The 22,798-nt window shown below is 44.6% G+C and carries 17 protein-coding genes; 9 read left to right on the top strand and 8 right to left on the bottom strand.

Going from position 1 to position 22,798, the window contains the following annotated elements:
* Positions 1–224 precede the first annotated feature (224 nt).
* Positions 225–899 carry a hypothetical protein gene (locus EDI28_RS05220; protein WP_128782744.1) on the bottom strand — a complete coding sequence of 225 codons (675 nt, stop codon included), beginning with the start codon at positions 897–899 and terminating at the stop codon, positions 225–227.
* A 339-nt stretch (positions 900–1,238) separates the two neighbouring features.
* On the bottom strand, positions 1,239–2,072 hold the full coding sequence (gene ppsR / locus EDI28_RS05215) for a posphoenolpyruvate synthetase regulatory kinase/phosphorylase PpsR (RefSeq protein WP_128782743.1): 834 nt from the start codon (positions 2,070–2,072) through the stop codon (positions 1,239–1,241).
* Positions 2,073–2,291: 219 nt separating this feature from the next.
* Here ppsR and ppsA point away from each other — a divergent pair, with 219 nt between their 5' ends.
* The 7 genes from ppsA to EDI28_RS05180 all read left to right on the top strand — a co-directional run bounded on the left by ppsA (position 2,292) and on the right by EDI28_RS05180 (position 11,129).
* Positions 2,292–4,661, top strand: a complete 2,370-nt coding sequence (gene ppsA / locus EDI28_RS05210; protein ID WP_128782742.1) for a phosphoenolpyruvate synthase — start codon at positions 2,292–2,294, stop codon at positions 4,659–4,661.
* A 217-nt stretch (positions 4,662–4,878) separates the two neighbouring features.
* A complete protein-coding gene (locus EDI28_RS05205) occupies positions 4,879–7,122 on the top strand; it encodes a peptidase U32 family protein (RefSeq protein ID WP_128782741.1) in 2,244 nt (747 codons plus the stop codon).
* A 552-nt stretch (positions 7,123–7,674) separates the two neighbouring features.
* On the top strand, positions 7,675–8,262 hold the full coding sequence (locus EDI28_RS05200; RefSeq protein WP_128782740.1) for an AAA family ATPase: 588 nt from the start codon (positions 7,675–7,677) through the stop codon (positions 8,260–8,262).
* 161 nt (positions 8,263–8,423) lie between these two features.
* Positions 8,424–8,960, top strand: a complete 537-nt coding sequence (locus tag EDI28_RS05195; protein WP_128782739.1) for a GNAT family N-acetyltransferase — start codon at positions 8,424–8,426, stop codon at positions 8,958–8,960.
* Positions 8,961–8,985: 25 nt separating this feature from the next.
* Positions 8,986–10,158 carry a MerR family transcriptional regulator gene (locus EDI28_RS05190; RefSeq protein ID WP_128782738.1) on the top strand — a complete coding sequence of 391 codons (1,173 nt, stop codon included), beginning with the start codon at positions 8,986–8,988 and terminating at the stop codon, positions 10,156–10,158.
* A gap of 73 nt (positions 10,159–10,231) precedes the next feature.
* Complete coding sequence (locus EDI28_RS27625) at positions 10,232–10,552, top strand: gamma-glutamylcyclotransferase family protein (RefSeq protein ID WP_128782996.1); 321 nt, start codon at positions 10,232–10,234, stop codon at positions 10,550–10,552.
* A 112-nt stretch (positions 10,553–10,664) separates the two neighbouring features.
* Entirely contained in the window at positions 10,665–11,129 is a 465-nt protein-coding gene (locus tag EDI28_RS05180) for a GNAT family N-acetyltransferase (protein WP_128782737.1), read from the top strand.
* A gap of 473 nt (positions 11,130–11,602) precedes the next feature.
* Here EDI28_RS05180 and EDI28_RS05175 read toward each other — a convergent pair whose 3' ends face one another.
* Positions 11,603–12,697 carry a YdcF family protein gene (locus EDI28_RS05175; protein WP_128782736.1) on the bottom strand — a complete coding sequence of 365 codons (1,095 nt, stop codon included), beginning with the start codon at positions 12,695–12,697 and terminating at the stop codon, positions 11,603–11,605.
* A gap of 415 nt (positions 12,698–13,112) precedes the next feature.
* On the opposite strand from EDI28_RS05175, the gene EDI28_RS05170 reads away from it, so the two are divergent.
* Positions 13,113–13,595: a hypothetical protein gene (locus EDI28_RS05170; RefSeq protein ID WP_128782735.1), complete on the top strand. Its 483-nt coding sequence runs from the start codon at positions 13,113–13,115 to the stop codon at positions 13,593–13,595.
* Between the two features lie 100 nt (positions 13,596–13,695).
* On the opposite strand, the gene EDI28_RS05165 is transcribed toward EDI28_RS05170, so the two are convergent.
* Complete coding sequence (locus EDI28_RS05165) at positions 13,696–14,721, bottom strand: zinc-binding alcohol dehydrogenase family protein (RefSeq protein ID WP_128782734.1); 1,026 nt, start codon at positions 14,719–14,721, stop codon at positions 13,696–13,698.
* Positions 14,722–14,884: 163 nt separating this feature from the next.
* Between EDI28_RS05165 and EDI28_RS05160 the strand changes: the two genes are divergently transcribed.
* Positions 14,885–15,832, top strand: coding sequence for a LysR family transcriptional regulator (locus tag EDI28_RS05160; RefSeq protein WP_128782733.1), 948 nt, complete (start codon positions 14,885–14,887; stop codon positions 15,830–15,832).
* Positions 15,833–15,997: 165 nt separating this feature from the next.
* Here EDI28_RS05160 and EDI28_RS05155 read toward each other — a convergent pair whose 3' ends face one another.
* From EDI28_RS05155 to malZ, 4 genes are all read right to left on the bottom strand, one after another.
* The gene (locus tag EDI28_RS05155; protein ID WP_128782732.1) at positions 15,998–17,437 is read right to left on the bottom strand and encodes a glyceraldehyde-3-phosphate dehydrogenase; all 1,440 of its coding nucleotides are present in this window, start codon (positions 17,435–17,437) and stop codon (positions 15,998–16,000) included.
* Between the two features lie 329 nt (positions 17,438–17,766).
* Positions 17,767–19,476 (bottom strand): ABC transporter substrate binding protein, encoded by a 1,710-nt coding sequence (locus EDI28_RS05150; RefSeq protein ID WP_128782731.1) that lies wholly within the window; start codon positions 19,474–19,476, stop codon positions 17,767–17,769.
* A gap of 150 nt (positions 19,477–19,626) precedes the next feature.
* The gene (locus tag EDI28_RS05145) at positions 19,627–20,724 is read right to left on the bottom strand and encodes an anhydro-N-acetylmuramic acid kinase (protein WP_128782730.1); all 1,098 of its coding nucleotides are present in this window, start codon (positions 20,722–20,724) and stop codon (positions 19,627–19,629) included.
* A 161-nt stretch (positions 20,725–20,885) separates the two neighbouring features.
* Complete coding sequence (malZ, locus tag EDI28_RS05140; RefSeq protein ID WP_128782995.1) at positions 20,886–22,736, bottom strand: maltodextrin glucosidase; 1,851 nt, start codon at positions 22,734–22,736, stop codon at positions 20,886–20,888.
* Positions 22,737–22,798: the final 62 nt, after the last annotated feature.

The following is a 22,798-nucleotide window of genomic DNA, read 5'->3' as shown; positions in this document are numbered from 1 at the left end:
GCATTGATTGGGCTTGTCCTGATCAGGTAGACCGATCAACAGAGTTCATTTTCCCCATCGGTGGCACAAAGTGCCAAAGCACAATAGAACTCTAAAGAACAAACACATCTATTATTGGTTGTAGGCTTTCCTTGCGTTTACGAAACAGTGTTACCACTGTAATAGCGCTCATTTTTATTATTTATTGTTATAATCCCCAAATTATTATTGTTTTTTTATAATTATTATTTTTCTTCTGCTGCTACTAGCAGGTTTTCACCATCGGTGACCAGTAAATAAGACTTCCCCGGATCTAAACTGCATAAGCTTATAGTTTCGGTTGCAAAAAATAACTCACCGCTACAATTTTCAATAGTCATGTATGGGGTTATTTGACCTTTTTGAGCTTCAATCGAAGATATAGCCGTCGAGATTACCTGTACTCGCGTATTTGTATGGCTGAATATTCGTACGCTGTATTTGCCTTCTTGATTGGAAGGTTGCTGTTTGACGGTAGAAAGAACCAGCTCGTCATTGTCGGGCCAAGCGATTGCCCAAAGTTTGTCTGAACGGCTTAGCATGACTTCTAACGATTCCCCTGTCTCTGATTGAGTATTGGTATCCCAAATACCAATATCGAGCATCAAAGGAGTCGGTGTTGTCCAGCTTATTGTATGGCGGGCCATTTCCGTATCGTTGTTGGTAGCAACTTTCGTTGCGCTTTCAAACAGGGGATCAGCACTGCCAGTTTGTTTAACAAAGTAGTCGACGGACTTGCTTGCTGTATTGACGAAATCAATGTCCACTTGAGACGGACCGCCAAGTTCACTTTCGGGTGTCAAGTCTTGCTCTGAATAGCTGTCTCCACCACATCCTGTAATATACATAACAGCAATAATTGTTAGCGCTGGCCTAATCATGTTAGGAACCTCTGTTGTAATTATTTGTGAAGCTCAAAGTAAGCATATTGCAAGAATTGGTGATTTTTTGATGAATCACAGGGAGAAAATTGAGTTTTTAATAAGTGACTGAATATTAGGCTTAATTAATCTCTCAAGAGTGAGAAAATATGATGAGACATAGGTAAGAAGTGAAAATTGGCTCGTTTTTTATCCTATTTGAGTCATTGGAACAAAGATGAAGTGAGGAGTGAGGCAAGCTCGCCATATAGAGACGGCAAGCTTTCTCAACACTTCGATCCAAACAGAAAATAGTGACTGAATTACGCTGTTATTTCGCACAGATTAAAATGTTTCTCATTAGCACATTCGTCGTTTCAGACCGCTCATATCGAGTAACCGAGTCGAGATTTCTTCCACCGACAAAGAGGTCGTATTGAGGTATGGAATTGCTTCTCGTCGGAACATACTTTCGACTTTATTTAGCTCCGACTCGCATTGTTGCTGGCTGGCATAATCACTGTTTGCATAGCGCCCGTTTCGGATCGCAACCAGCCGTCCTGTTTCGATGGTAAGGCCGTAAGTTTTATAGCGAAAAGGTTCAATAGCTTGGGGTAATTTTAGGCCCGTCATGTCTTCGGCGATGAACGGGTAGTTAACCGCTCGGATGCCGAACTGCATGGCGAGATACAGGCTGGTCGGGGTTTTGCCGCACCGCGACACACCGAGAAGGATGATATCAGCCTGCTCAAGATTATTCAGCGAAACGCCGTCATCATGGGCGAGGGTATACTCGATAGCGGCGATACGATCCTGATAGCTGGCAGCATCTTTATTGATGCTGTGCATGCGTTGTAGTTTTGGCATCGGCTCCATATCGAGATCATGCTTGAGTGGTTCGACAAGCGCATTCAATACGTCGTAGAGATTAGCCGAACACTGCTCGATGATAGCTTTCACTTCCGGGATGACAACCGAGTAAAAAACCAAAGGCTTTATGCCTGTTTCTGCCTGGATTTTGTTGATCTGTTTTTGCACATTCAGGGCGCGATCGACTGATTCGATGAAAGGAAGGGTCGTTTGTCGGGTCTCAATGGGAAATTGACCCAAAACCGCATGACCAAGTGTTTCAGAAGTAATCGCTGTACCATCAGAAACGTAAAACACATCACGAAAATTGGATTTGCGCTGCATAAAAAGTTGAATCCTTAAAAAATATCTGTAACGTTAGGTTCATTAATACTTATAACAATAACCTTACAGGGTATCCATTCTTCTATTACATATACTATGTAATGAAGAATACCTAAACGGGAGCACATTGTACGCAGTATTTTTTTTACTGCGAACGCAATCGTTTTCGTTGAGAGGTTGCCCACATAAACAGTTGAATCCAATTGAAGGAGAGTTGCCGTGCAACAGAATGTTGTTTGGTATGATGCTTTATCAATGAACGATGTTGATAAAGTCGGTGGAAAGAATGCATCACTGGGTGAAATGGTTGCGAACCTTGCCAGTGCGGGCGTAAAAGTGCCTAACGGCTATGCGACAACGTCACATGCATTTAACCAGTTTCTTGATGCGAACGATCTGAATGATCGAATTCATAATCTGCTTGATAAGTTAGATGTTGATGATGTTAATGCGCTGCAGCAGGCTGGAGAAACTATCCGTAATTGGGTTCTAGAAGCGCCGCTTCCGGCCGAACTGGAACAGGAAATTCGCAGTTGTTATAGCGAGTTGGGTGAAGGCGATGAGATGCTCTCTGTTGCTGTACGCTCATCAGCAACCGCAGAAGATTTACCTGACGCCTCGTTTGCGGGCCAGCAGGAAACTTTCCTAAACGTACGTGGTATTGATGCCGTTATTGAGGCTGTGAAGCATGTGTTTGCATCTCTGTACAATGACCGAGCGATTTCTTACCGTGTGCATCAGGGCTTTGAACACAAAGGCGTAGCATTGTCAGCGGGTATCCAACGTATGGTGCGTTCGGATGTCGCTGCATCGGGTGTTATGTTTACGCTCGATACAGAGTCTGGCTTTGATCAGGTTGTGTTTATCACCTCCTCTTGGGGGCTGGGTGAAATGGTGGTACAAGGCGCTGTTAACCCTGATGAATTTTATGTGCACAAGCCAACCCTTCAGGCGGGAAACCCTGCGGTTGTTCGCCGTACTTTTGGCTCGAAGCAAATAAAAATGGTTTACGCAACGGGCAAAGAGCTGGGCACTCAGGTCGAGATAATCGATACCACTGATGAAGAGCGTAATCAGTTTTCTCTTACTGACGCCGAAACCGAGTCACTGGCCAAACAGGCCATGATCATCGAGAAGCACTACGGTCGTCCTATGGACATCGAGTGGGCGAAGGACGGCGTAACGGGTGAGCTGTTTATCGTGCAGGCACGTCCTGAAACCGTCCGTTCTCGTGACGATGCTCAGGTGATGGAGCGATTCCATCTTAATGGCTCAGGTAAGGTGCTTACTGAAGGTCGTGCAATCGGCCAACGTATCGGTGCAGGTGCCGTTCGTGTTGTGTCTGATTTGAGCCAAATGGATCAGGTACAGGCGGGTGATGTGCTGGTGGCTGACATGACGGACCCTGACTGGGAACCTGTGATGAAGAAGGCGGCAGCGATTGTGACTAACCGTGGCGGCCGTACTTGTCATGCCGCAATTATTGCTCGCGAACTGGGTATTCCGGCTGTCGTAGGCTGTGGTAATGCCACTGAACTGCTGGCAACTGGTCAGGAAGTTACTGTTTCATGTGCACAGGGCGAGACGGGCTTTATCTACGAGGGTGAGCTGGAGTTTGAGGTTCGTCGTTCAGCTGTCGATGGTTTACCGACACTGCCTCTGAAAATCATGATGAATGTCGGTAACCCTGACCGTGCATTTGATTTTGCCTGTATTCCGAATGAAGGCGTTGGCCTTGCTCGCCTTGAGTTCATCATCAATAAGATGATTGGTATTCACCCGAAAGCACTGCTGAACTATAGCGAGCAGTCTGACGAGCTGAAAGCCGATATTGATCAGCGTATTGTTGGTTACAAAGATCCTGTTGAGTTCTATATCGAGAAGCTTACCGAAGGGATCTCGACACTGGCATCTGCCTTCTGGCCAAAACGCGTTATTGTTCGTATGTCTGACTTTAAGTCGAACGAATACCGTAATTTGGTTGGCGGCGTTCACTTTGAGCCGACGGAAGAAAACCCGATGCTTGGCTTCCGTGGTGCATCGCGCTACATCTCGCCGAAATTCGAAGACTGTTTTGCACTCGAATGTGAAGCCATCAAGCGTGTTCGTGAGCGCATGGGGCTGAAGAATGTCGAAATTATGATCCCGTTCGTCCGTACTGTAAGCGAAGCGGCTTCGGTTATCGATCTGCTGGCGAAATTCGATCTTCGCCGCGGTGAAAATGGCCTGAAAGTTATCATGATGTGCGAACTACCGTCTAATGCCATTCTGGCTGACGAGTTCCTCAAGTACTTTGATGGTTTCTCGATTGGTTCGAATGACATGACACAGCTGACATTGGGCCTTGACCGCGACTCGGGTGAGATTGCTCATATGTTCGACGAGCGTAATGACGCGGTTAAAGCGATGCTGGCAATGGCGATTAAAGCGGCCAACAAAGCGGGTAAATATGTTGGTATTTGCGGGCAGGGGCCATCGGATCATGAAGATTTGGCTGACTGGCTAATGGAGCAGGGTATTGACTCGGTATCACTTAACCCGGATACCGTTGTTGAAACTTGGCTGCACCTGGGCAAGAAAACAAGCTAAGTTGCTTGTATAAGCTCAGTTAGTCGCAAATGAAGTAAAGCCTGCATCTCCTCTGTGTTTTAAACATCAAGAGGGTGGTGCAGGCTTTTATGCGCTTGGTGATCATTAACAAGACGCCGCTGATAATAAAAACTGCATTTATGGCAATGGATAACGGAAGCACGTAGAATACGCCCCTTCAAAATATGCAATGTTTAGATAAGTGGGTTATGTCGCGATGAGAAATCAGTTTGAGTTATTGGCACCAGGTGGCGATATTGAGTCGATAAAAGCGGCGATTGCGGCAGGGGCCGATGCGATATACTGCGGGTTGGATCACTTCAATGCCAGAAATAGAGCAACAAATTTAACATTTGATAACTTAAATGGCGTCGTCAGATTAGCGCACGAACATGACTGCAAAATATTCCTAACCTTAAACATCATCATTTTGGAAAGCGAAATCCCAACGATCATTCGGTTGCTGAATAAGCTGGTAAATACCAAGATTGATGGTGTAATCGTTCAAGATTTAGGCCTGTTTTATATATTAAAAGAGCACTTTAAAGATCTTGATGTTCATGCTTCAACCCAGGTAAATACTCACAATGACGGCCAGATATTTTTCCTGAATAAATTGACGGCAAGTCGCGTTAACTTATCTCGAGAGCTGAATATTAAAGAGATTAAGCACTTGGCACAGGTTGGGCGTGAACATAATGTCCTAATGGAAGTGTTTGTGCATGGTTCTTACTGCATTGGTTTCTCTGGGCTTTGCTACATCAGCTCGGTTCGCAATGGGAACTCGGGTAACCGTGGCAGGTGCAGCCAGCCATGTCGTGATCAGTACCAGACGACACAGGCAGGTAAAGACTACCCGCTCAACCTTAAAGACAACTCTGCTTACTCCGATCTTAAAGAGTTAGCGGATGCCGGTGTTTATTCGCTGAAAGTCGAAGGGCGCATTAAGAAGTCACATTACGTCTATACAGTTGTAGATAACTGGCGGAAACAGATTGAAAACTATTGCAATGGCAGTGAGTTGCTTAGTGATACCACCGAGTTATATACGGTATTTAACCGTGATTTTTCTAACTCCTTCCTGAAGGGAGATATCAATAAAAATATGTTTATTGATAATCCTCGTGACCACTCTGCTAAGCACTTCTCCAAGGTATACAACTGTAAAACAGATGAAGATCTCAAGGCGGTCAAGAAGAAACTGTATGATGATAAAACGGATATTATCTCGACGGTTTCGGATAAAATAAAAGACTTCAATATTGATAAACAGCCACTAACGATCACCGTGTCAGGTAATGAAAACAGTCCATTGAGAGTGTCAGTCACCACACCTGATATGTCATTCGATGTCTATTCAGACAGCAACCTGATCCATTCAGAAAAAAATACGATTACACATGATGGCATTGAAAAGTTGCTTAACAGCCTGAATAACGCTGAGTACTATATTGACTCATTAGCAATTGAGCATATTGATAATGGGCTATTTGTGCCATTCAAAGAGCTGACCGCGATTAAAAAGCAGATAGTCTTTACCTTGAACGGCTCGAAGGCGCGTATTTCGCCGGTTGAAATGCCTGTATTGAAAAAACAAGGCCAATTTCAGACAGAGCCGACGTTGTCAGTGTTAATCTCCACGAAGCAGGATATCGAGCTGTGTGATACCACATCGGCAGATATTTACTATCAGCTGCCTGAATCGGTTCATAGTGAGCTAACTCCATTGGTTAACATCTTTTCTGAAAATGAAAAGCTGATCCCTTGGTTCCCGTCCATTCTCATTGGTGAAAATTATACGGCAGCCGTTGAGTTCCTCGATCAGGTGAAACCAAAACTTATTGTGACTAACAATACGGGGATTGCGTATGCCGCGTATGAGAAAGGCATTGACTGGATCGCTGGCCCTTACCTAAACATAATGAACTCTTTCAGCCTTCTGTGCATGAAAGAAGAGTTCAATTGTGTCGGCTCATTCATTTCTAATGAAATCAACCAAAAGCAGATTAAGCCGATTGTCAGACCAGAAAACTTCAAGTTGTTTTATAGCATTTATCATCCAATTTTGCTGATGACCAGCCGTCAGTGCCTATTCCATCAGACTGTTGGCTGCAAAAAGAAAGCCTTTGATACGAAATGCCTTAAGAAGTGCAAGAAGTCCGCGTCGATTATCAACCTGAAAGAAGCATCATTTGTTCTTGATAAGCAGAAGGGCGATCATAATTCGCTATATAGCGAATACAACTTCCTAAATACGGCGATCCCGACTGATCTAGACGGTGTTTTTTCCGACTTCTTTATTGATTTAAGAGATATCAATACGGAAACTTGTATCAAGGAAGACAAAGCAAGCGTTGTACAGCTTTTCCAGAACCTTATCGTTGGAAAGCCAGATGCGAAAGTGGCATTAGAGCAAGCCATTTATCCAACAACCAATGCGCAGTATAAGAAAGGGTTGTAGGTAGTTCAGAACATCGTGATTTAAAAAAGCAGAACGGCACCACTTTACGAGGTGCCGTTTTTTAAAAAGCTTTAAACATTTTCTTGTATTGCAAATCATTTTTGAACGATTTGTTCCTTGAACCAGCCATTATAATATGGTGCTATTTAGCTCCGACTTAATTGTCCTTATCGTTTTTTTAAGCTCTGATGATAAGTAATATCCTGTCGCAAGTGATATAAAGTATGTCATTAAATAGCTTGGATTTACGCCCTGGTTCAGCTCGTTCAAAAACAACGATAATATAACGCCACAAACAAAAGTGAGTATCCAATAGTTGGCACGAGCATGTGTTAGGCTATCCCTTAATTTGTCTGCAGTCATAGCGTTACTCCTTGTTTTTGAGTCGTTGTTTCTTTTTGATTTAATAATTATGTTGCCTTTATACCAATAGCTCTAATCGTTTGGGCTTATAGTTTCAATAGGCTAAAGCTATTAACTCAAGAGGGCTTTAGCTGATGCTCATTTTTTGGCTAAGCTTCATAGATCACTAGAAGCGAGTTAGGGGCAATGATGAAAAAGCAGCTGAAAGTTGTGGTAACTGGTGGGCCGGGTGGCGGTAAAACCACAGCATTGGATCTCTTCCGTAGAGAGTTAGGCAATAAGATTGCCGTTGTCCCCGAGGCTGCAACAGTGCTCTTCTCTGGTGGTATACCGCGCTCTGACAATGAGCAAATGGTTAAAATAATTCAGAAAACGATTTTTCAGTTGCAGAAGAACCTGGAAGAAATTCATAAAAAGCAGTTTCCGGATAGGTTGCTGGTTTGCGATCGCGGGTCACTAGACGGATTGGCCTATTGGCCAGGTACGGAAAGTGATTTTTTTAAGGGTATAAACTCAACGTTTGAACATGAAATCGCTCGCTATGATGCTGTGATATTTTTTGAATCAGCGGCCATCACCGGACATGATATTAGCAGTAACAATCCGGTAAGAAACGAGTCTTCTGATCAGGCCGCTGAATTAGATGTAAAATTGCAGAAAATCTGGTCTAGGCATCCTCATTTCTATTTTGTTGGCAGCTCTGAGTCATTTGTCAGGAAAATCATGTTTGGAATTATGACAATAGAGAATGTGATAAACATGCACCGTAGACCGTAGACAAAAAAGGCAATTTCTATAGGAAAATATCCACTGTTGAAGCCAGAGGGGCCCAATGACGGCAAATCCCTCCTGAACCAGATTTCTCGCTTATCTACCCTTGACCTGTCTACAGCTTTACAGTTTATGCTTGGCAGCATAAATAACGAGAGGACAGAACAATGAACTATTGCCTGTATGAGCAAAGCCAGACTGAAGATATTATTGGCCTATTTACCCATACTTTTTCAGATTCAGAGGGTGAAGAAGAAGGTAAATTGATTGGTGATTTAGTCGCAGAGTTGATCAATACAACTGATGGTAACGACCTATATATTTTTGTCGCCACTGAAAATGACAGCGTTGTAGGTAGTATTTTGTTAACGCGTCTGAGTTTTGAATCTGCTAGAGAGATTTTCTTGTTAGCGCCCGTGGCGGTACAGACTGATTATCAGGGGAAAGGCATTGGTCAGGAGCTGATTAAGGTTGGCTTACAGACTATAAAGCAGCAAGGTGCAGAGCTTGCTTTCACTTATGGCGATCCTGCTTTTTACGCTAAGGTAGGGTTCCGGCAGGTAACAGAAGAACAGTTTAAAGCACCAATGTCTCTAACTTACCCGCATGGTTGGCTAGCTCAATCACTGACAGAACAAGAATTAACTCCCATTACAGGTAGTTCAGCATGTGTTCCGGAATTCAACAAACAAGCGCTATGGTAATACACCAGACAGTAAGGTTTTTAACATGTATCGGATATCTCAACTGGCAGAAATGCTCGGATTATCAAGGACCACTCTGCTTTATTACGAAAAGCAGGGGGTGATCCAGGGGAAACGGCTGGACAATGGTTACCGAAGTTTCACAGATAAAGACTTACAGCGGCTGAAGCTGCTGCAAAAGCTACAGGCTGGTGGCCTAACGCTGAAAGAGTGTCTGGCATGTCTGGATGAAAAGGTTGAGCGCGATATTCTGGTGGAGCGCCTGCGTCAATTGGATGAAGAGATAGCTCAGAAGCAGAAGTCACGTCAGTTGCTAGCGGCTCTGCTGGGTGAAAGCAGCCTGACAGACTGGCATCAAACGCTGGAGCAGCAAGCACCCGAGGCGCATTTAGAGTGGCTGATCAAACAAGGCTTCGATGAGAAGCAGGCATTGAGGCTGAAATGGTTGTCGAAAGATATGAATAATCACGAACAATATATGCTGGACTTTAACCTGATCTTCAAAGATCTTGAGCGATGGGGGCCCGGTTCTGAAGCCGACACGCTTAGGGCGCTAGCTAAGGTGCCACATAGCCCGCAGTCAATTCTTGAGATTGGTTGTGGTCAGGGGAGTGCAACTCAGATATTAGCAGAGCATAGCTCGGCTAACATTACCGCCGTAGACAATGAAGAATTTGCGCTGCAATCTCTGGTGAAGACGTTGAAAGAACAGGGTACTGGCGATCGGGTCGCGACTGTCTGTACCAACATGGAAAAGCTGCCATTCGAGCCGGATAGTTTTGATCTTATCTGGTGTGAGGGCAGTGCTTACATTATGGGTGTCAATAATGCGTTGAAAGCATGGCGTCCTTTGTTACAAGATAATGGGATTTTAGTTCTCAGCGATTTGGTCTGGAGTGTTGAGTCGCCAAGTGAAAAGGCGTTAGCTTTTTGGCAAAAGGAATATCCGGATATGACCACAGCCGCTCACCGTATAGCGCAGGCAGAACAAGCTGGTTACGAGGTAATAGGCAGTTTCGCGCTAAGTGATGAGAGTTGGCTGGCTTATTATGCGCCGTTGGAAGATAGAATAGACGCACTTGGATCTCAACGGCAAGGCTCTATGGCTTTAGAGGATCTTCAACGTGAACTTTCTGCTTTTCATCTGCGCGCTGGTGAGTTTGATTATCAGATGTTTATTCTCAGAGCTTGTAACTGACCGTATTCGGCGGATTAGTTAGCGTGTAATCTGTCAGTTCTCATACCAGTAGGATTGCCCCTCGCTCTGTAAGCTGATTTTACAGCTTTATCTGGTCGGTGAGCGCTACTCTCCTTGGTTGGTAATCGATGAAGGAAAAGGCTATAAAGTCAAAGGTGAGGTATACAGTGTTACCAGTGAAGTACTGGCTGAGATGGATAGGCTAGAACGAATTTCAGAACCAGATGGCTACCGGAAGGTTACAATTCAGGTTCTTTGCATTGAGTCTGGTGAACTTTTAAAAGCTTACGCATATGGGAAGCCAATAGTTCAACTGAAGAATGCCGATATTCGCAAAAAGTTAGCAGGAGAATATCTTCTTGAGCATTCAGAGTTGTACCGTAGCAGAAACTGACTCTTTTTTCGTAGTTATTCCTAAGATTAACACCAAACATGAAGTATCTATTCATTAGTATGATTAGCGAGTAAAATACCCCTTTAGCAATAAAGAGTTAGTAACAAGTACCATGATAATTATTAGAAATTACGAAAGAAAAGATGCGTCAGTGACATGGGGGCTGAAATTCCAAACTATCCGAAATATCAACATCCGTGATTACTCTTTAGAGCAGGTAAAAGCATGGGCACCTGATAACTTTGATATGGATGTTTGGCAGAAGCGAATCGATGACATGAATCCTTTTGTTGCAGAATTAAACGGTGAAGTTGTTGGCTTCGCCGATTTACAACAAGATGGCTATATTGATCATTTTTTCTGCCATGCAGGATACCAAGGCATTGGCGTAGGTCGGGCGTTGATGGAGCATATATTCGCGATAGGGACCTTGAACGGTGTCACACGCTATTACTCCGCAGTTAGTCGAACCGCTCGGCCATTCTATGAGCGTTTTGGTTTTTCTGTAGTAAATGAGCAGCACGTAGACATTAATGGGCAGTTGTTAACCAACTTCGTAATGGAAAAAGTCGGTTAGCAGCTCTAAGTATAGGATATTGTTATCTATGCTTACTTCCACCCTAACTTATGAGTACAGAATCGGAACAATATATCCGAGTTATTTTGTTAACTAGTAATATAAGTCTATTGAGATTAATAATGATACGTGAAGCGAAACCAGAAGACTGTGTAGACTTGGCAGTATTATCCCTTCAAGTTTGGTTACATACATACGCGACAAAAGGAATTAGAGAAAAAATTTCCCGTTTCGCATTAAATACGTTTACTGAGAAATATTTTCTCGACCTTCTTAATAGTTAGGAAAATAAGGTACTGGTATATATCAGAGCATTTCAAGGTTCGGGTATTGGTTTTTACCAAAAGCTAGGTTTCAAGATTATTGGAGAGCTTTATAAGAACCACGTATAGTGGATTACATATTAAAAAGGCCACATTATGTGGCCTTAGTTAGTCTTATATAACTTATTGGTGATGCGTTATAAAGTAGGATTAACGCGCCAATAGTGGCTTAGAGCGGTAACTCCACATACCATAGGTACGTAGGGCATCCCTATAAATACCAAGAAGCTCTTTATCACTCGCTTTTTCTAGTTTTTCAAGTGGCTTATCTGGGTAGGCTACTGTATCAAAGGTGATATTTTTAGGGCCTGTTTTCCAGCTAGCGATCTCAAATAAAGTTTGTCCTCTGCGTACATGGCTGGCTGAGCTGATTATGGTTGCATGATCGATGTTGTGGCGGGCCAGCGCGTAACTGCTAAACAATGCATTATCTACTGTACTAGTGGCGTAATTTTCTTCAATGATTCTGTCTGCGCTGATCCCTTTCTTGATCAACCAATCAGCCATAAGCCGGCCTTCTGTTTTGTGGTTTTTAGGTACGCCACCAGTCAAAACAATCAAAGAGTCGGGGTTGTTTTTTGCAATTGAAAAAGTAGTCTCAAGGCGTTTGATCAATACATCGTGCATTGAACCATCTGGGTTCAGTGCGTATCCCAATGTAACTATCGCAGTATTGCCTTTGTAGTTATTTTCAGGCTTATCTTTCAATGGGGTATTAATCACACGATCAACGGTATTAAAAATACGCGTTATGTCAGCTTCTCTGGCTGGGTTGAGCTTGGCAATTTTTGCCATATGTTCATTCGATGCAGCTACATTACCTTTAAATTTTTGCCAGATAGCAAGATAAGAATGCAAGTCGACATGATCTGGTGCGACTGTAAGTGCATGTTCAAAAAGGTCAATCGCTCGATCAACATTCTTGTTATAGATTTGAGCATTTGCTGCAGAAATCAGAAGATCAGTACGGTACGGTTCTAGCTCATAAGCTTCCAGTAGGCGGTTAGTTATGATCTCCATGTTACTTGGCATCTTGGCGGTAAAGCCTGCATGAGAGATTCGGGAAGGAGACTTAAAGGCTTTTAGGGCGTCTTCGAGGAGCTGGTCAACTACTTGTCGTTTGGTGACAAACTGAGAGTATTCAACTTTAGCTTGTACCGTTGGCTCATTGGCTGCAACTGATGCGGGAGTGGCAGATAAAACTAGAAGTCCGCCAAGAGCGATAGCAATCATATTTTTTTTCATGAATGTAACCTATTTTTGTAAGTAGATGTTTCTGTTTTTTTTTATTATAAATTTAGGTCGCAAAATAATAGTGATAGATCGCACATTATGATTGAAATACTCCATTTCCTTATGTTTAATGTGGTTTTGATCACGTATCTGTAAGCTTCTAGGTGTTCAAAAGTGATGTTGGTTTTCCTTGTGAATTAACGCCATGGCAAAGTTGGTTACTATATAGGGCTGCCAATAAGTGGATGCAAACAGAAAGCAGTTAAATAACTCTGTGAGACAGTTCAGGGTATTCGCATCTATTCGACTGAAAGCGAGTTTGATTATCAGGTGTTTATTATGATACTGCGGTAGGTAACTACGAATAATAACATGTATATGATATATATTATTATTCGTATTAGTAGTGTTGGTGGTGATGGCAGGTATGAGTGATTTTGATTTTTTTGTGCTAGCTCGGGCATTGCATGTATTTGGGGTTGTGATGTGGATAGGAGGCGTCGCGTTTGTAACGACGGTGCTCATTCCGTCACTGAGAAGAATGCCAAATGTAGCAAATCGCTTGGATCTGTTTGAACAACTGGAAGGACGATTTAGTCTTCAGGCGAAGATCACCACAGTGATAACCGGTGCGTCGGGATATTATATGCTGGAGGTGATGAATGCTTGGGATCGTTATCTACTACCACAGTTCTGGTGGATGCATTTGATGACCTTCGTATGGGGAATATTTACGCTGGTACTGTTTGTGTTGGAGCCTTTAGTGCTTCACCGGTGGTTTCACCAACAGGCGAAAAAGGACAGTGAAAAGGCGTTTGTCAGGTTGCACCGGATGCATCAAGTGCTGCTTAGCCTAAGTTTGATTGCGGTTGTTGGCGCTGTTGCTGGTGCTAATGGGTATCAATTTTAAACACGAAACCTGTCAACACAAAACCCGCCAAATAGACGGGTTGTGCTGTCGCTTGGTACTAGAAATCTGTTAATTGATATTAGAAGCTTGTGAATTGCTATTAGAAGCCTTCAAGTACAACTTTACCGATTGATTTACCCGATTCGATATAAGCATGGGCTTTCTTCAGGTTTTCTGCATTGATCTGACCAAAGTGCTGGTCAAGGGTCGTCACAATCTCACCATTATCAATAAGCAAAGAAACCGAATTTAACAGTTGGCGCTGTTTATCCATATCGGCTGTCTTAAAGAGAGATCGGGTAAACATCAGCTCCCAGTGTAAAGACAGGGATTTTACTTTCAGCTTCATGATATCCAGTGGCTCTGTCGGATCGTCGATAAGCGCAAGTTGTCCCTGTGGTGCCAGTGCCTCGATGATTTGATTGTAATGGGCCTGAGTTTGAGTCAGGCTGATCACGTGGGTAACGTCAGCAATACCAATTCTGCTTAGTTCCTCGGTTATAGGCTTTGAGTGATCAATAACATGGTCGGCACCGAGTCTGGTTACCCACTGTTGGCTTTCTGGGCGAGAAGCGGTTCCGATGACTGTCGCATTTGTGAGCTTAACTGCAAGCTGAGTGAGGATTGATCCTACACCGCCAGAGGCGCCGATGATCAGTAAGCGTGTGTCGGCGGATTTCTCTGCCTGATGCTGAAGTTCGAACTTCAAACGGTCGAAGAGGAGTTCCCACGCGGTAATCGCCGTCAAGGGCAATGCGGCGGCTTGAGTATCAGATAGTGTCTCGGGTTGTTTGCCGACAATGCGTTCGTCAACAAGGTGATATTCGGCATTTGTTCCTGAGCGGGAGATATCACCGGCGTACCAAACTTTATCGCCAACCTGGTAATGCTCGACATCTTCACCAACGGCTGTCACTTCGCCGACGGCATCCCAACCAAGTACCTTGTATTGACCTTCAGCAGGCCCGGCACTCGATCGGATCTTGGTATCTACCGGGTTGACTGAAATGGCGTTGACCTTTACCAGTAAGTCTCGGCCCGTAGCCGTTGGTTTCGGTAGCTCGAAATCAACGAGTGCGTCTTGCTGGTCAATACTTTTGGGTGCTAGATATCCGATGGCTTTCATGACTCTTCTCTCTCTAATAACTGGTGATAATGTCAACTTATACGGCTGGAACGAGGAGCCGCCTCTAGTTGATTGCTGTGTTGATAATAGAAAAGAAAGCGCTAACCAAAAACAGGGTAATGGTTTAAACTTTTTCAATGTTTTTTTGAAAATAACACGTGCTATGAATACGTCTGATCTGGAACTTTTTATTCGAACAGCCGATTGCGGCAATATCACTGCCGCTGCTGGTCAGTTAGATACCAGTCCTGCTGCGGCAAGTGCGGCTTTGAAGCGACTTGAAAAACAGTTAGGTGTCGAGCTCTTCATTCGTTCGACCCGTCAGTTACGAATTACTGCGGAAGGTGAGCGTTTTCTACTTCATTGTCGTCAGGCGATCGACTCCCTTGAGTATGCCAAGGCATCTATTGCTGAGATGCAGGGGGAAATAGCGGGAGAGATCCGTATGTCGGTATCGTCAGATCTTGGACGTAACCTGGTATTGCCATGGCTCGATGATGTGATGGATGATAATCCACAACTCAGCGTTCAACTCAGTATTGGTGACTCGCTGGCTGATTTTTATATGGACCGGGTCGATGTGGCTTTGCGTTATGGGCAGCCGGAAGATTCTTCGATGGTTGCCTTTCAGCTGGCTACGGTGGAGCGTATTGTGTGTGCTTCCCCTGAATACCTTGAACGCCACGGTGCGCCACAGACGCCGGAAGAGTTACTGCAGCATAATTGCCTGCTGTATCGGCTTGGTGATCAAATCTATAGCCATTGGGAGTTTATTAAGAAGCCAACTGAATCGTCGGAAGAGTTGGTGCAGAAAATCAAAGTCAATAGTAACCGTCTCTGCAATGACGGCGATATAGTGAGGCGCTGGGCGGTGGCTGGCAAAGGTATTGCGCTCAAATCTCGATTAGATATGTCTGTGGATCTTAAAGCCGGGCGGGTAATTGAGTTGATGCCTGACTATAGAGTAAAGCCAACGAGCCTATGGTTGATCTGCCCAAGTAGAAAGCAAGTCACTCCCGCAGTGTTGTTACTGCGGGATATGTTGCGTGAAAAATGCGAGACGTTGATCGGAAGCGATCGTGCGACTCTATCACTGATTAATGACGAGTGAACGCTTGATTCTATGGTTGGTTAAAAGTGACAAGATGGGGAGATGTGGGTGGTTTGGGAAGAGTTGTCGGGGAGGAACCTATGTCGCTAGAAATGAAAAATGCCGCCTAGTGAAGCGTAGGCGGCAAAGAGCAAGAGGGGATCTTATAGTTATTATTTAGCAGTGTTATTTTGCTTCAGGGTAGGTCTTGTAACGAACACCCATCATTTGTTCCATACAGTGGACAACCTGACAGCTATAGCCGAATTCGTTGTCATACCAGATGTAAAGTACACAACGCTTATCTTGGGCAATAGTTGCCGCACCATCTACCACACCAGCATGACGCGAGCCTACGATATCGGTGGATACGATTTCCGTTGACTGGGTGTAGTCAATTTGACCGGATAGAGGTGAGTTTAGTGCCATTTCACGTAGATAAACGTTCAGCTCTTCGGCTTCAACATCAGAATCAAGGTTCAGATTGGCAATCGCCATGGAAACGTTCGGAGTAGGGACGCGAATAGCATTCCCTGTTAGTTTTCCGGCGAGTTCTGGCAGTGCCTTGGCAACAGCTTTGGCAGCACCTGTTGAGGTCAGTACCATGTTCAGAGCCGCAGAGCGACCTCGACGTTCACCACTGTGGAAGTTATCGATTAGGTTCTGATCGTTGGTAAACGAGTGAACGGTTTCGATATGACCGGACTGAATGCCGTACTTGTCATTGACCGCTTTTAGGATCGGGGTAATGGCGTTGGTGGTACAGCTGGCTGCTGAGATGATTTGGTCTTCATCCAGGATAGCGGATTCGTTAACGCCGAATACGACATTTTTGATATCGCCTTTGCCAGGTGCTGTCAGCAGTACTTTTTTAGCACCGGCACATTCCAGATGCTTGCCTAGGCCTTCAGCGTCGCGCCACATCCCAGTATTGTCAACAATAAGCGCATTGTCGATACCATAAGTTGTGTAGTCAACTTCAGCCGGACTGTTAGCGTAGATTACCTGAATGTAGTTACCGTTGACGATGATCGCTTTGCGCTCTTCATCGACAGTGATACTGCCGTTGAACTGGCCGTGAACAGAGTCGCGGCGTAGTAGGCTGGCTCGTTTTTCAAGATCGCCTCCTTTGCCGCCACGAACTACAATTGCACGTAGTCGTAATGGGTATCCTTGACCGCTTTTATCAATAAGCAGACGGGCGAGTAGGCGACCAATTCGGCCGAATCCATAAAGAACAACGTCTTGAGGCTCAACTGATTGTGTACTGTTAAGCGATTCGATTAAAGCAGTACCTAAAAAGTCGACCAGGTTGCTTTCGTCTTCTTGGTTTTTCCAGTATTCGTAAGCCAGCTGGCCGACATCAATACGGCAAGGGGACAGGTCAAGATCTGTTAGCGCCTGAATCAGCGGTAGCGTTTGAGAAGGAGAAAGTTCGCTACCGGTGTAACGACGGGCGACTCGATGCGCTTTAACGATATCGATTACAGAGGCATTGACAATTTGGCGACCGAACAGAAGGATTTCAACGCCTTTCTGACGGTATAGTTGGCCAAGAAGTGGTGAGATGGATTCTGCATTGGTTTGGCTAGTTTGCCAGTCTAGAAGATATTTTTCCGGACTCATCTTTACTTAGGACCTTTCACGTTAGGGAAGAAAAACAGGACTGCATCCTGTGAACTTTTATCGTTGTTATGGGGTGCAAGTGTAACGTTTGCGTCGTTTTTATCCTAGTAAAATTAATGACTTGGAAGTGTGATCTTTGTCAGGTTGATTTTGCGATCTTTGTCATATTTCCAGTGGATTGTTCTGCTTAATCTTTGTTGTTAGCGAATACTTATTTTTTAACGATTTATTCACTTTTTACGGTTAATTCAAACAATTAAGTGCCTTACATACGAAAAATTACCTAGTTTAGTTGTGCTCCTTAAAAAAAAGTGGGGGTGTTGCGAACATCAGCCAATAACAACTTGGTTTCTGCCACTGTTTTTAGCTGTGTAAAGTGCCTTATCAGCCCTTTGCAAAATCGTTTCGAACGAGTCCCCTTTGATGAAGTTGGTGACACCGATACTGGCGGTAATGCTGTCAATGTTACTAACACTCAGTTGGCTGATTTTATTTGTCAGTCTTTGGCAGACAATGAACGAAAAATTAGCCACGGTATCGGGCAATACAACTAGAAATTCTTCCCCTCCCCAACGGTAAACGCTATCGTTTGGCCTGAGTAGCTCTTTTAGTGTTTGGCCAACGGCACATAGCACTTCATCCCCAGCTTGGTGGCCATAGGTATCATTAATATTTTTGAATAAGTCGATATCTAAGATGGCGATTGCCAAAGGCTGGTAATCCATATTGTAACGTTTAATGTGAGCTAGCACGTCGCGGGATGCAGCCCTACGGTTCGGCAGGCCCGTGAGTTCGTCGGTGTAGGCATGCGCTTGCAATATTTTTGAGGCCGCCTGTAATTCCTTATTGCGATTGTCTAAGTCTTTTGTTCTTTGCTGTACGATAGATTCCAATTCTTGGTTGAATTGATGAAGTTTGTGTTGGGCTGCGATGCGCCGTTTAATATTGAATGTAAGCACTGAAATAACGATAAGCAGAAAGAGAACAAAGGCGATCGCACTGTTGATTAATCTTGTGTGTTGCTCATAGAGAGAGACAGGTCGATTGATTATGGTGCTGTTTATCGGTAAATGGTTTAAATCGATATCAAAACGTTTTAATTGGTTATAGTCGAAAGAAGGTGAATAGTTGGCTGTATCCAAGGCATTGATGTTGCTCAGCGGGACTCCATCGAGAATTTTTACGGCTAGTTGGGCTGCACTCCGCCCTTGATCGTAAGGGTTATTCATCATGCCACCTAATCCGCTATAACCGATAATAATCGTCCCCCACATACCATAGACGGGTACCTTGCTCTTGCGTGTTAAAATTGGCAGGTGGTGCTCATATGAAAAATAAGTCCCCAATTTATCCTTGTGGATAGCTAGCATGAGAAAAACCGTGTCTGACTCAGCACTTTCAGCCTTTTGGTAGAGTTCATCTATAGAAAACTGATCCCAAATATCTAGGGTAACATGTTGTTTTTCAGGATCGGTTTGCCATTGTGATTTGATCTGTCGGGCTCGTTGTCCCATGTTTAAACCAAGGCCTGTGGTATCGCTCAGCATAATGATCCGTTTTGTTTGAGGTTGAACCTGTAAAATAAGTTCAAGGTTACCTTCAATCTCCATTCCCTCTTCGATACCAACAATGTTTCTTTTGCGCTCTAAAGTCTCAGGGGCAAGAATGTTAACGCCGCTAAATACAATAGGTTTATCAGGAAACAAGCTGTCTCCGTGCTCTAGCATAAAATTATAAGCATGATCATCAGTTGTGATTATGATATCTGGCTCGTATCTCTGGTATTTATGCTTCAGTAGATTAATGAGCTTTGCATGGTAAACAAGATCGTCGACAAATCTTCTTTTATCCATGTATTCAGTATGAAGGTTTTCTGTACTGACAGAAGTTATCAGTACATCTTTAATGCCCTGTGTTAGTTGGCTCGTCCACTGATATTGAGGATGATAGGAATTAATGAGAAGGACTACTGGTTCATCTCTCGCGGATGCCAACAAAGGAGTAAACCACAGAAAAAATAATAATGTCTTTGTTGTCATCTTGGCTTTGACCTTATCGAAATTGCAGCTAAGGGTTTATATTTTCTATAAGTATAGGTTTAGTAAGCGCAGTTTCGGCTGGCAGCATCCATGAAATGGTGAGAATAGCTGCCATCCATATGAGAGTTAACTACGTGGGCTTAGTGAGTGTTATGCGGGGTAGATAGCCCCTAGGCAGGTTAGCTGCTTTGCACCTGTTACTTCGGGTAAGTTACCGGGCAACTGGTGAATAGTTCGGTAAGCTAGCCAGGCGAAGGCCATCGCTTCCATATTATCGATATCGACGCCACGATCAGCTGTTGTGAGTACCGTCCACTTTGGCAGTAGCTCAGTTAATCTGGCCATGATCAGCGGATTATGCGCGCCACCGCCGCATACTAACAACTCGCCAGGATTTTCCGCTCTGACATCATTGGCAATGGTGACGGCAGTTAATTCAGCCAGCGTACGTTGTATATCTTCTGGGCTCAGGTTGAATGCCTTAAGGTGGCTATGCAGCCAGTCAAGATTGAACAACTCGCGCCCCGTACTTTTTGGCGGGGCAAGCGCAAAATACGGATCACTCAGTAGTGAGTTGAGTAGCTTGGCATTCACTGTACCGGATTGTGCCCAGGTCCCTTCATTGTCGTAGCGCTGGTCTTTGTGTTTATTGATCCAGGCATCCATTAGCATGTTGCCGGGTCCTGTATCAAAACCTGTCACTGGTTTGTCCGGGCTCAGTACCGTGATGTTAGAAATACCGCCGATATTGAGAATAACTCGGGTAAGATCGGGTTGGCCGAATAGCTGCTGGTGAAAAGCAGGGACAAGCGGGGCACCTTGGCCGCCATAGGCCATATCTTTGCGGCGGAAATCAGCAATAGTCGTTATACCTGTTTTTGCGGAGATAATATTGGCATCGCCGAGCTGCATAGTGAAAGCATATTCGGTCTCTGGAGAGTGAAATACTGTCTGTCCGTGACTGCCTATTGCCGCGACAGTGGATGGATCGACATTCGCCTTGTCCAGTAGGGCTATGACTGCATCGGCAAAGAGGTGCCCGAGACGATGATCGAGTTCACCAATTATCTGCAAGTTGGTGGGTTGACCCAAGCAAACATCCAGCAGGGATTGTTTGAGATCTTCACTCATAGGGAAAGCATGTTCACACAGTAGCTGTATGTTGCCGCCATCAATATCGACCAATACAGTATCGACACCATCCATGCTGGTACCGGACATTATTCCGATGTAACGTTCAGATCCCATTGCTGCCTCGGCTATGCGCTTGATATTGATTAAAGACCGTTATATTTACACGTAAGTGCGAAACTCGGCAAATTCTATTCGCTCAATAAGACAGATACAGATTAAAACACCGGCTAACATGAGATTAGCCGGTGTTGGACGTATGAGGTATGCGAGGGGCATTAACTCTTGGTGAGCAACAAGCCTTCCTTTCCGGCTAAGGTGAGCGAAAGTATACCTTGTTTCACCTGCCATTCATCTTTGGTAAGGAGGTCGCTTAATACCGCATCTTCGATGCCCAGCTGCCAGACTGGGACTTCGATGGCTTTGGCATTCTCACTGTTGTTCAATAGGCAAAGTGTCAACTCATTGTCTAGAGTACGAGCAAAAGCCAGCTGTTTATGTTCGGCAACCAACCACTGAATGCTGCCTTGTTGTAGAGATTTATTGTCTTTGCGGATAGTTGTCAGCTGTTTGACAAAGCTTAACATCGGGTGAGGTTTTTCGGTTCGCTCCCATGGGAAACATCGTCGGTTGTCCGGGTCCTGTCCTCCCTCCAGTGCTACTTCGGTACCGTAGTAAATACAAGGTGCGCCGACATAAGCAAATAGCATTAATAGCGCAAGCTGCATCGTCTCATGGTCGTTGTCCAGCATTGTCAGGAAGCGCATTGTATCGTGACTGTCCAGCTGGTTAAGCTGGGACAGCTGATTTAGCCATGGAATTTTGCTACGGGCTTCATTGAGCCAATCAACCAATTCTTCGGCATCTATTTGACAGCTGTGATAGGCGATATCCTTCTGAGCAAAGAAAGCACGAAGCGGATGGGCAAAGCCGTAATAATTCATCGCCCCATCTTCTTGATCGCCCTGTAGCCAACGGCTTGCTTCAAAAAAGTGCTCACCGAGTACGTAGCAGTCAGGATTCTCTGATTTAGCGGATTCCCGGAATGCCTTAACGTAGTGGGCATTGTTGGTTGCACCGGCACCTTCGCCCAGCATGTGGATTACATCAAAACGCCATGCATCGATGTTGTATGGAGGGCGCAGCCAGTGCTTGATAACAGCATCTTTCCCTGCGTAGATGTAGTTTTGTACGTCGGGGTTAGAGAAGTTTAACTTTGGTAGACTGGAAATACCGTTCCAGCCGATGTAATCGTTGCTGTCTCCACTAAATTGATAGTAGTGGCGGTATTTTGAATCCGGATGATTATAGGCGCCGACTTCTTCTTGGTTACGCTGATACATGTCGAACCACGGGTGATTAACCGATGTGTGGTTGTACACGGCGTCTAGCATGATTTTCATATTGCGTTGGTGAAGATCAGCGACCATCTCGGCAAACTGGGCATTGGTCCCGAGATGCGGGTCAATGTTCTCATAGTCTGTTGTATCGTATTTGTGGTTGCTTGGCGCAGTGAAGATGGGATTCAGGTATAAGGCAGTAATACCGAGATTTTCAAGGTAGTCAAACTTGTCATGGATCCCTTTAAGGTCGCCGCCATAAAATTCATTTGGACCGTTGTTGCCATGCGGCGAAACAGGTTCTCCCCATTCCTTGGCGATAGTCGGGCGTTCATTGCCTTTTAGACAATACTCATCGGTTTGAACATTGATAGTCGGATCGCCGTTTGCAAAGCGATCGGGGAAAACTTGATAGAAAATCTGTTCTTTTACCCAGGCTGGAGGCTGGTTATGTTTGTTGTACTTGAAGTGAGCTTCTTTGCCTGGGATTCGGGGAGAAATTCCGTTACCGTGTAACCACCACTGGCGGCTGTTTTGCATAATTTTGAAGCAATAGTGGGTTACTGATGTATCGGTGTTAAGCGGAATTTCGCCGTGCCAATATTGAAGCCGACCATGTGTTTCGCCGCGTGTCATGTCGACAAGCATCTCCTCGTTGTCTGGTTCGCAGCGAACGAAGATAGCAGAAATGAGTATGTTTGATTCACTGACGAGAGTCAGCGTCATGCTGTGCTGATTGGGGGTCACCCAAAAGGCATCTTGTCCGTGATATATGTAGGGTGTCTTCATCATTGTTATAACTTGCCAGTTGGAAGATCATGAGTAACAAGATACTGCTTCTGGCACAAAAA

Source organism: Photobacterium chitinilyticum, assembly GCF_004104355.1.
GTDB classification, from domain to species: Bacteria; Pseudomonadota; Gammaproteobacteria; order Enterobacterales; family Vibrionaceae; genus Photobacterium; species Photobacterium chitinilyticum.
This window is presented reverse-complemented; position numbering and strand designations above follow the sequence as displayed.

Excerpts from the sequence above, each read along its gene's own strand:
- EDI28_RS05190 (WP_128782738.1), top strand. The coding sequence starts at position 8,986 with ATGTATCGGATATCTCAACTGGCAGAAATGCTCGGATTATCAAGGACC.
- EDI28_RS05155 (WP_128782732.1), bottom strand. The coding sequence starts at position 17,437 with ATGAGTCCGGAAAAATATCTTCTAGACTGGCAAACTAGCCAAACCAAT.
- ppsR (WP_128782743.1), bottom strand. The coding sequence starts at position 2,072 with ATGCAGCGCAAATCCAATTTTCGTGATGTGTTTTACGTTTCTGATGGT.
- EDI28_RS05180 (WP_128782737.1), top strand. The coding sequence starts at position 10,665 with ATGATAATTATTAGAAATTACGAAAGAAAAGATGCGTCAGTGACATGG.
- EDI28_RS05150 (WP_128782731.1), bottom strand. The coding sequence starts at position 19,476 with ATGACAACAAAGACATTATTATTTTTTCTGTGGTTTACTCCTTTGTTG.
- EDI28_RS05170 (WP_128782735.1), top strand. The coding sequence starts at position 13,113 with ATGAGTGATTTTGATTTTTTTGTGCTAGCTCGGGCATTGCATGTATTT.
- EDI28_RS05205 (WP_128782741.1), top strand. The coding sequence starts at position 4,879 with ATGAGAAATCAGTTTGAGTTATTGGCACCAGGTGGCGATATTGAGTCG.
- EDI28_RS05175 (WP_128782736.1), bottom strand. The coding sequence starts at position 12,697 with ATGAAAAAAAATATGATTGCTATCGCTCTTGGCGGACTTCTAGTTTTA.
- EDI28_RS05165 (WP_128782734.1), bottom strand. The coding sequence starts at position 14,721 with ATGAAAGCCATCGGATATCTAGCACCCAAAAGTATTGACCAGCAAGAC.
- EDI28_RS05160 (WP_128782733.1), top strand. The coding sequence starts at position 14,885 with ATGAATACGTCTGATCTGGAACTTTTTATTCGAACAGCCGATTGCGGC.
- EDI28_RS05195 (WP_128782739.1), top strand. The coding sequence starts at position 8,424 with ATGAACTATTGCCTGTATGAGCAAAGCCAGACTGAAGATATTATTGGC.
- EDI28_RS05200 (WP_128782740.1), top strand. The coding sequence starts at position 7,675 with ATGAAAAAGCAGCTGAAAGTTGTGGTAACTGGTGGGCCGGGTGGCGGT.
- malZ (WP_128782995.1), bottom strand. The coding sequence starts at position 22,736 with ATGAAGACACCCTACATATATCACGGACAAGATGCCTTTTGGGTGACC.
- EDI28_RS05145 (WP_128782730.1), bottom strand. The coding sequence starts at position 20,724 with ATGGGATCTGAACGTTACATCGGAATAATGTCCGGTACCAGCATGGAT.
- EDI28_RS05220 (WP_128782744.1), bottom strand. The coding sequence starts at position 899 with ATGATTAGGCCAGCGCTAACAATTATTGCTGTTATGTATATTACAGGA.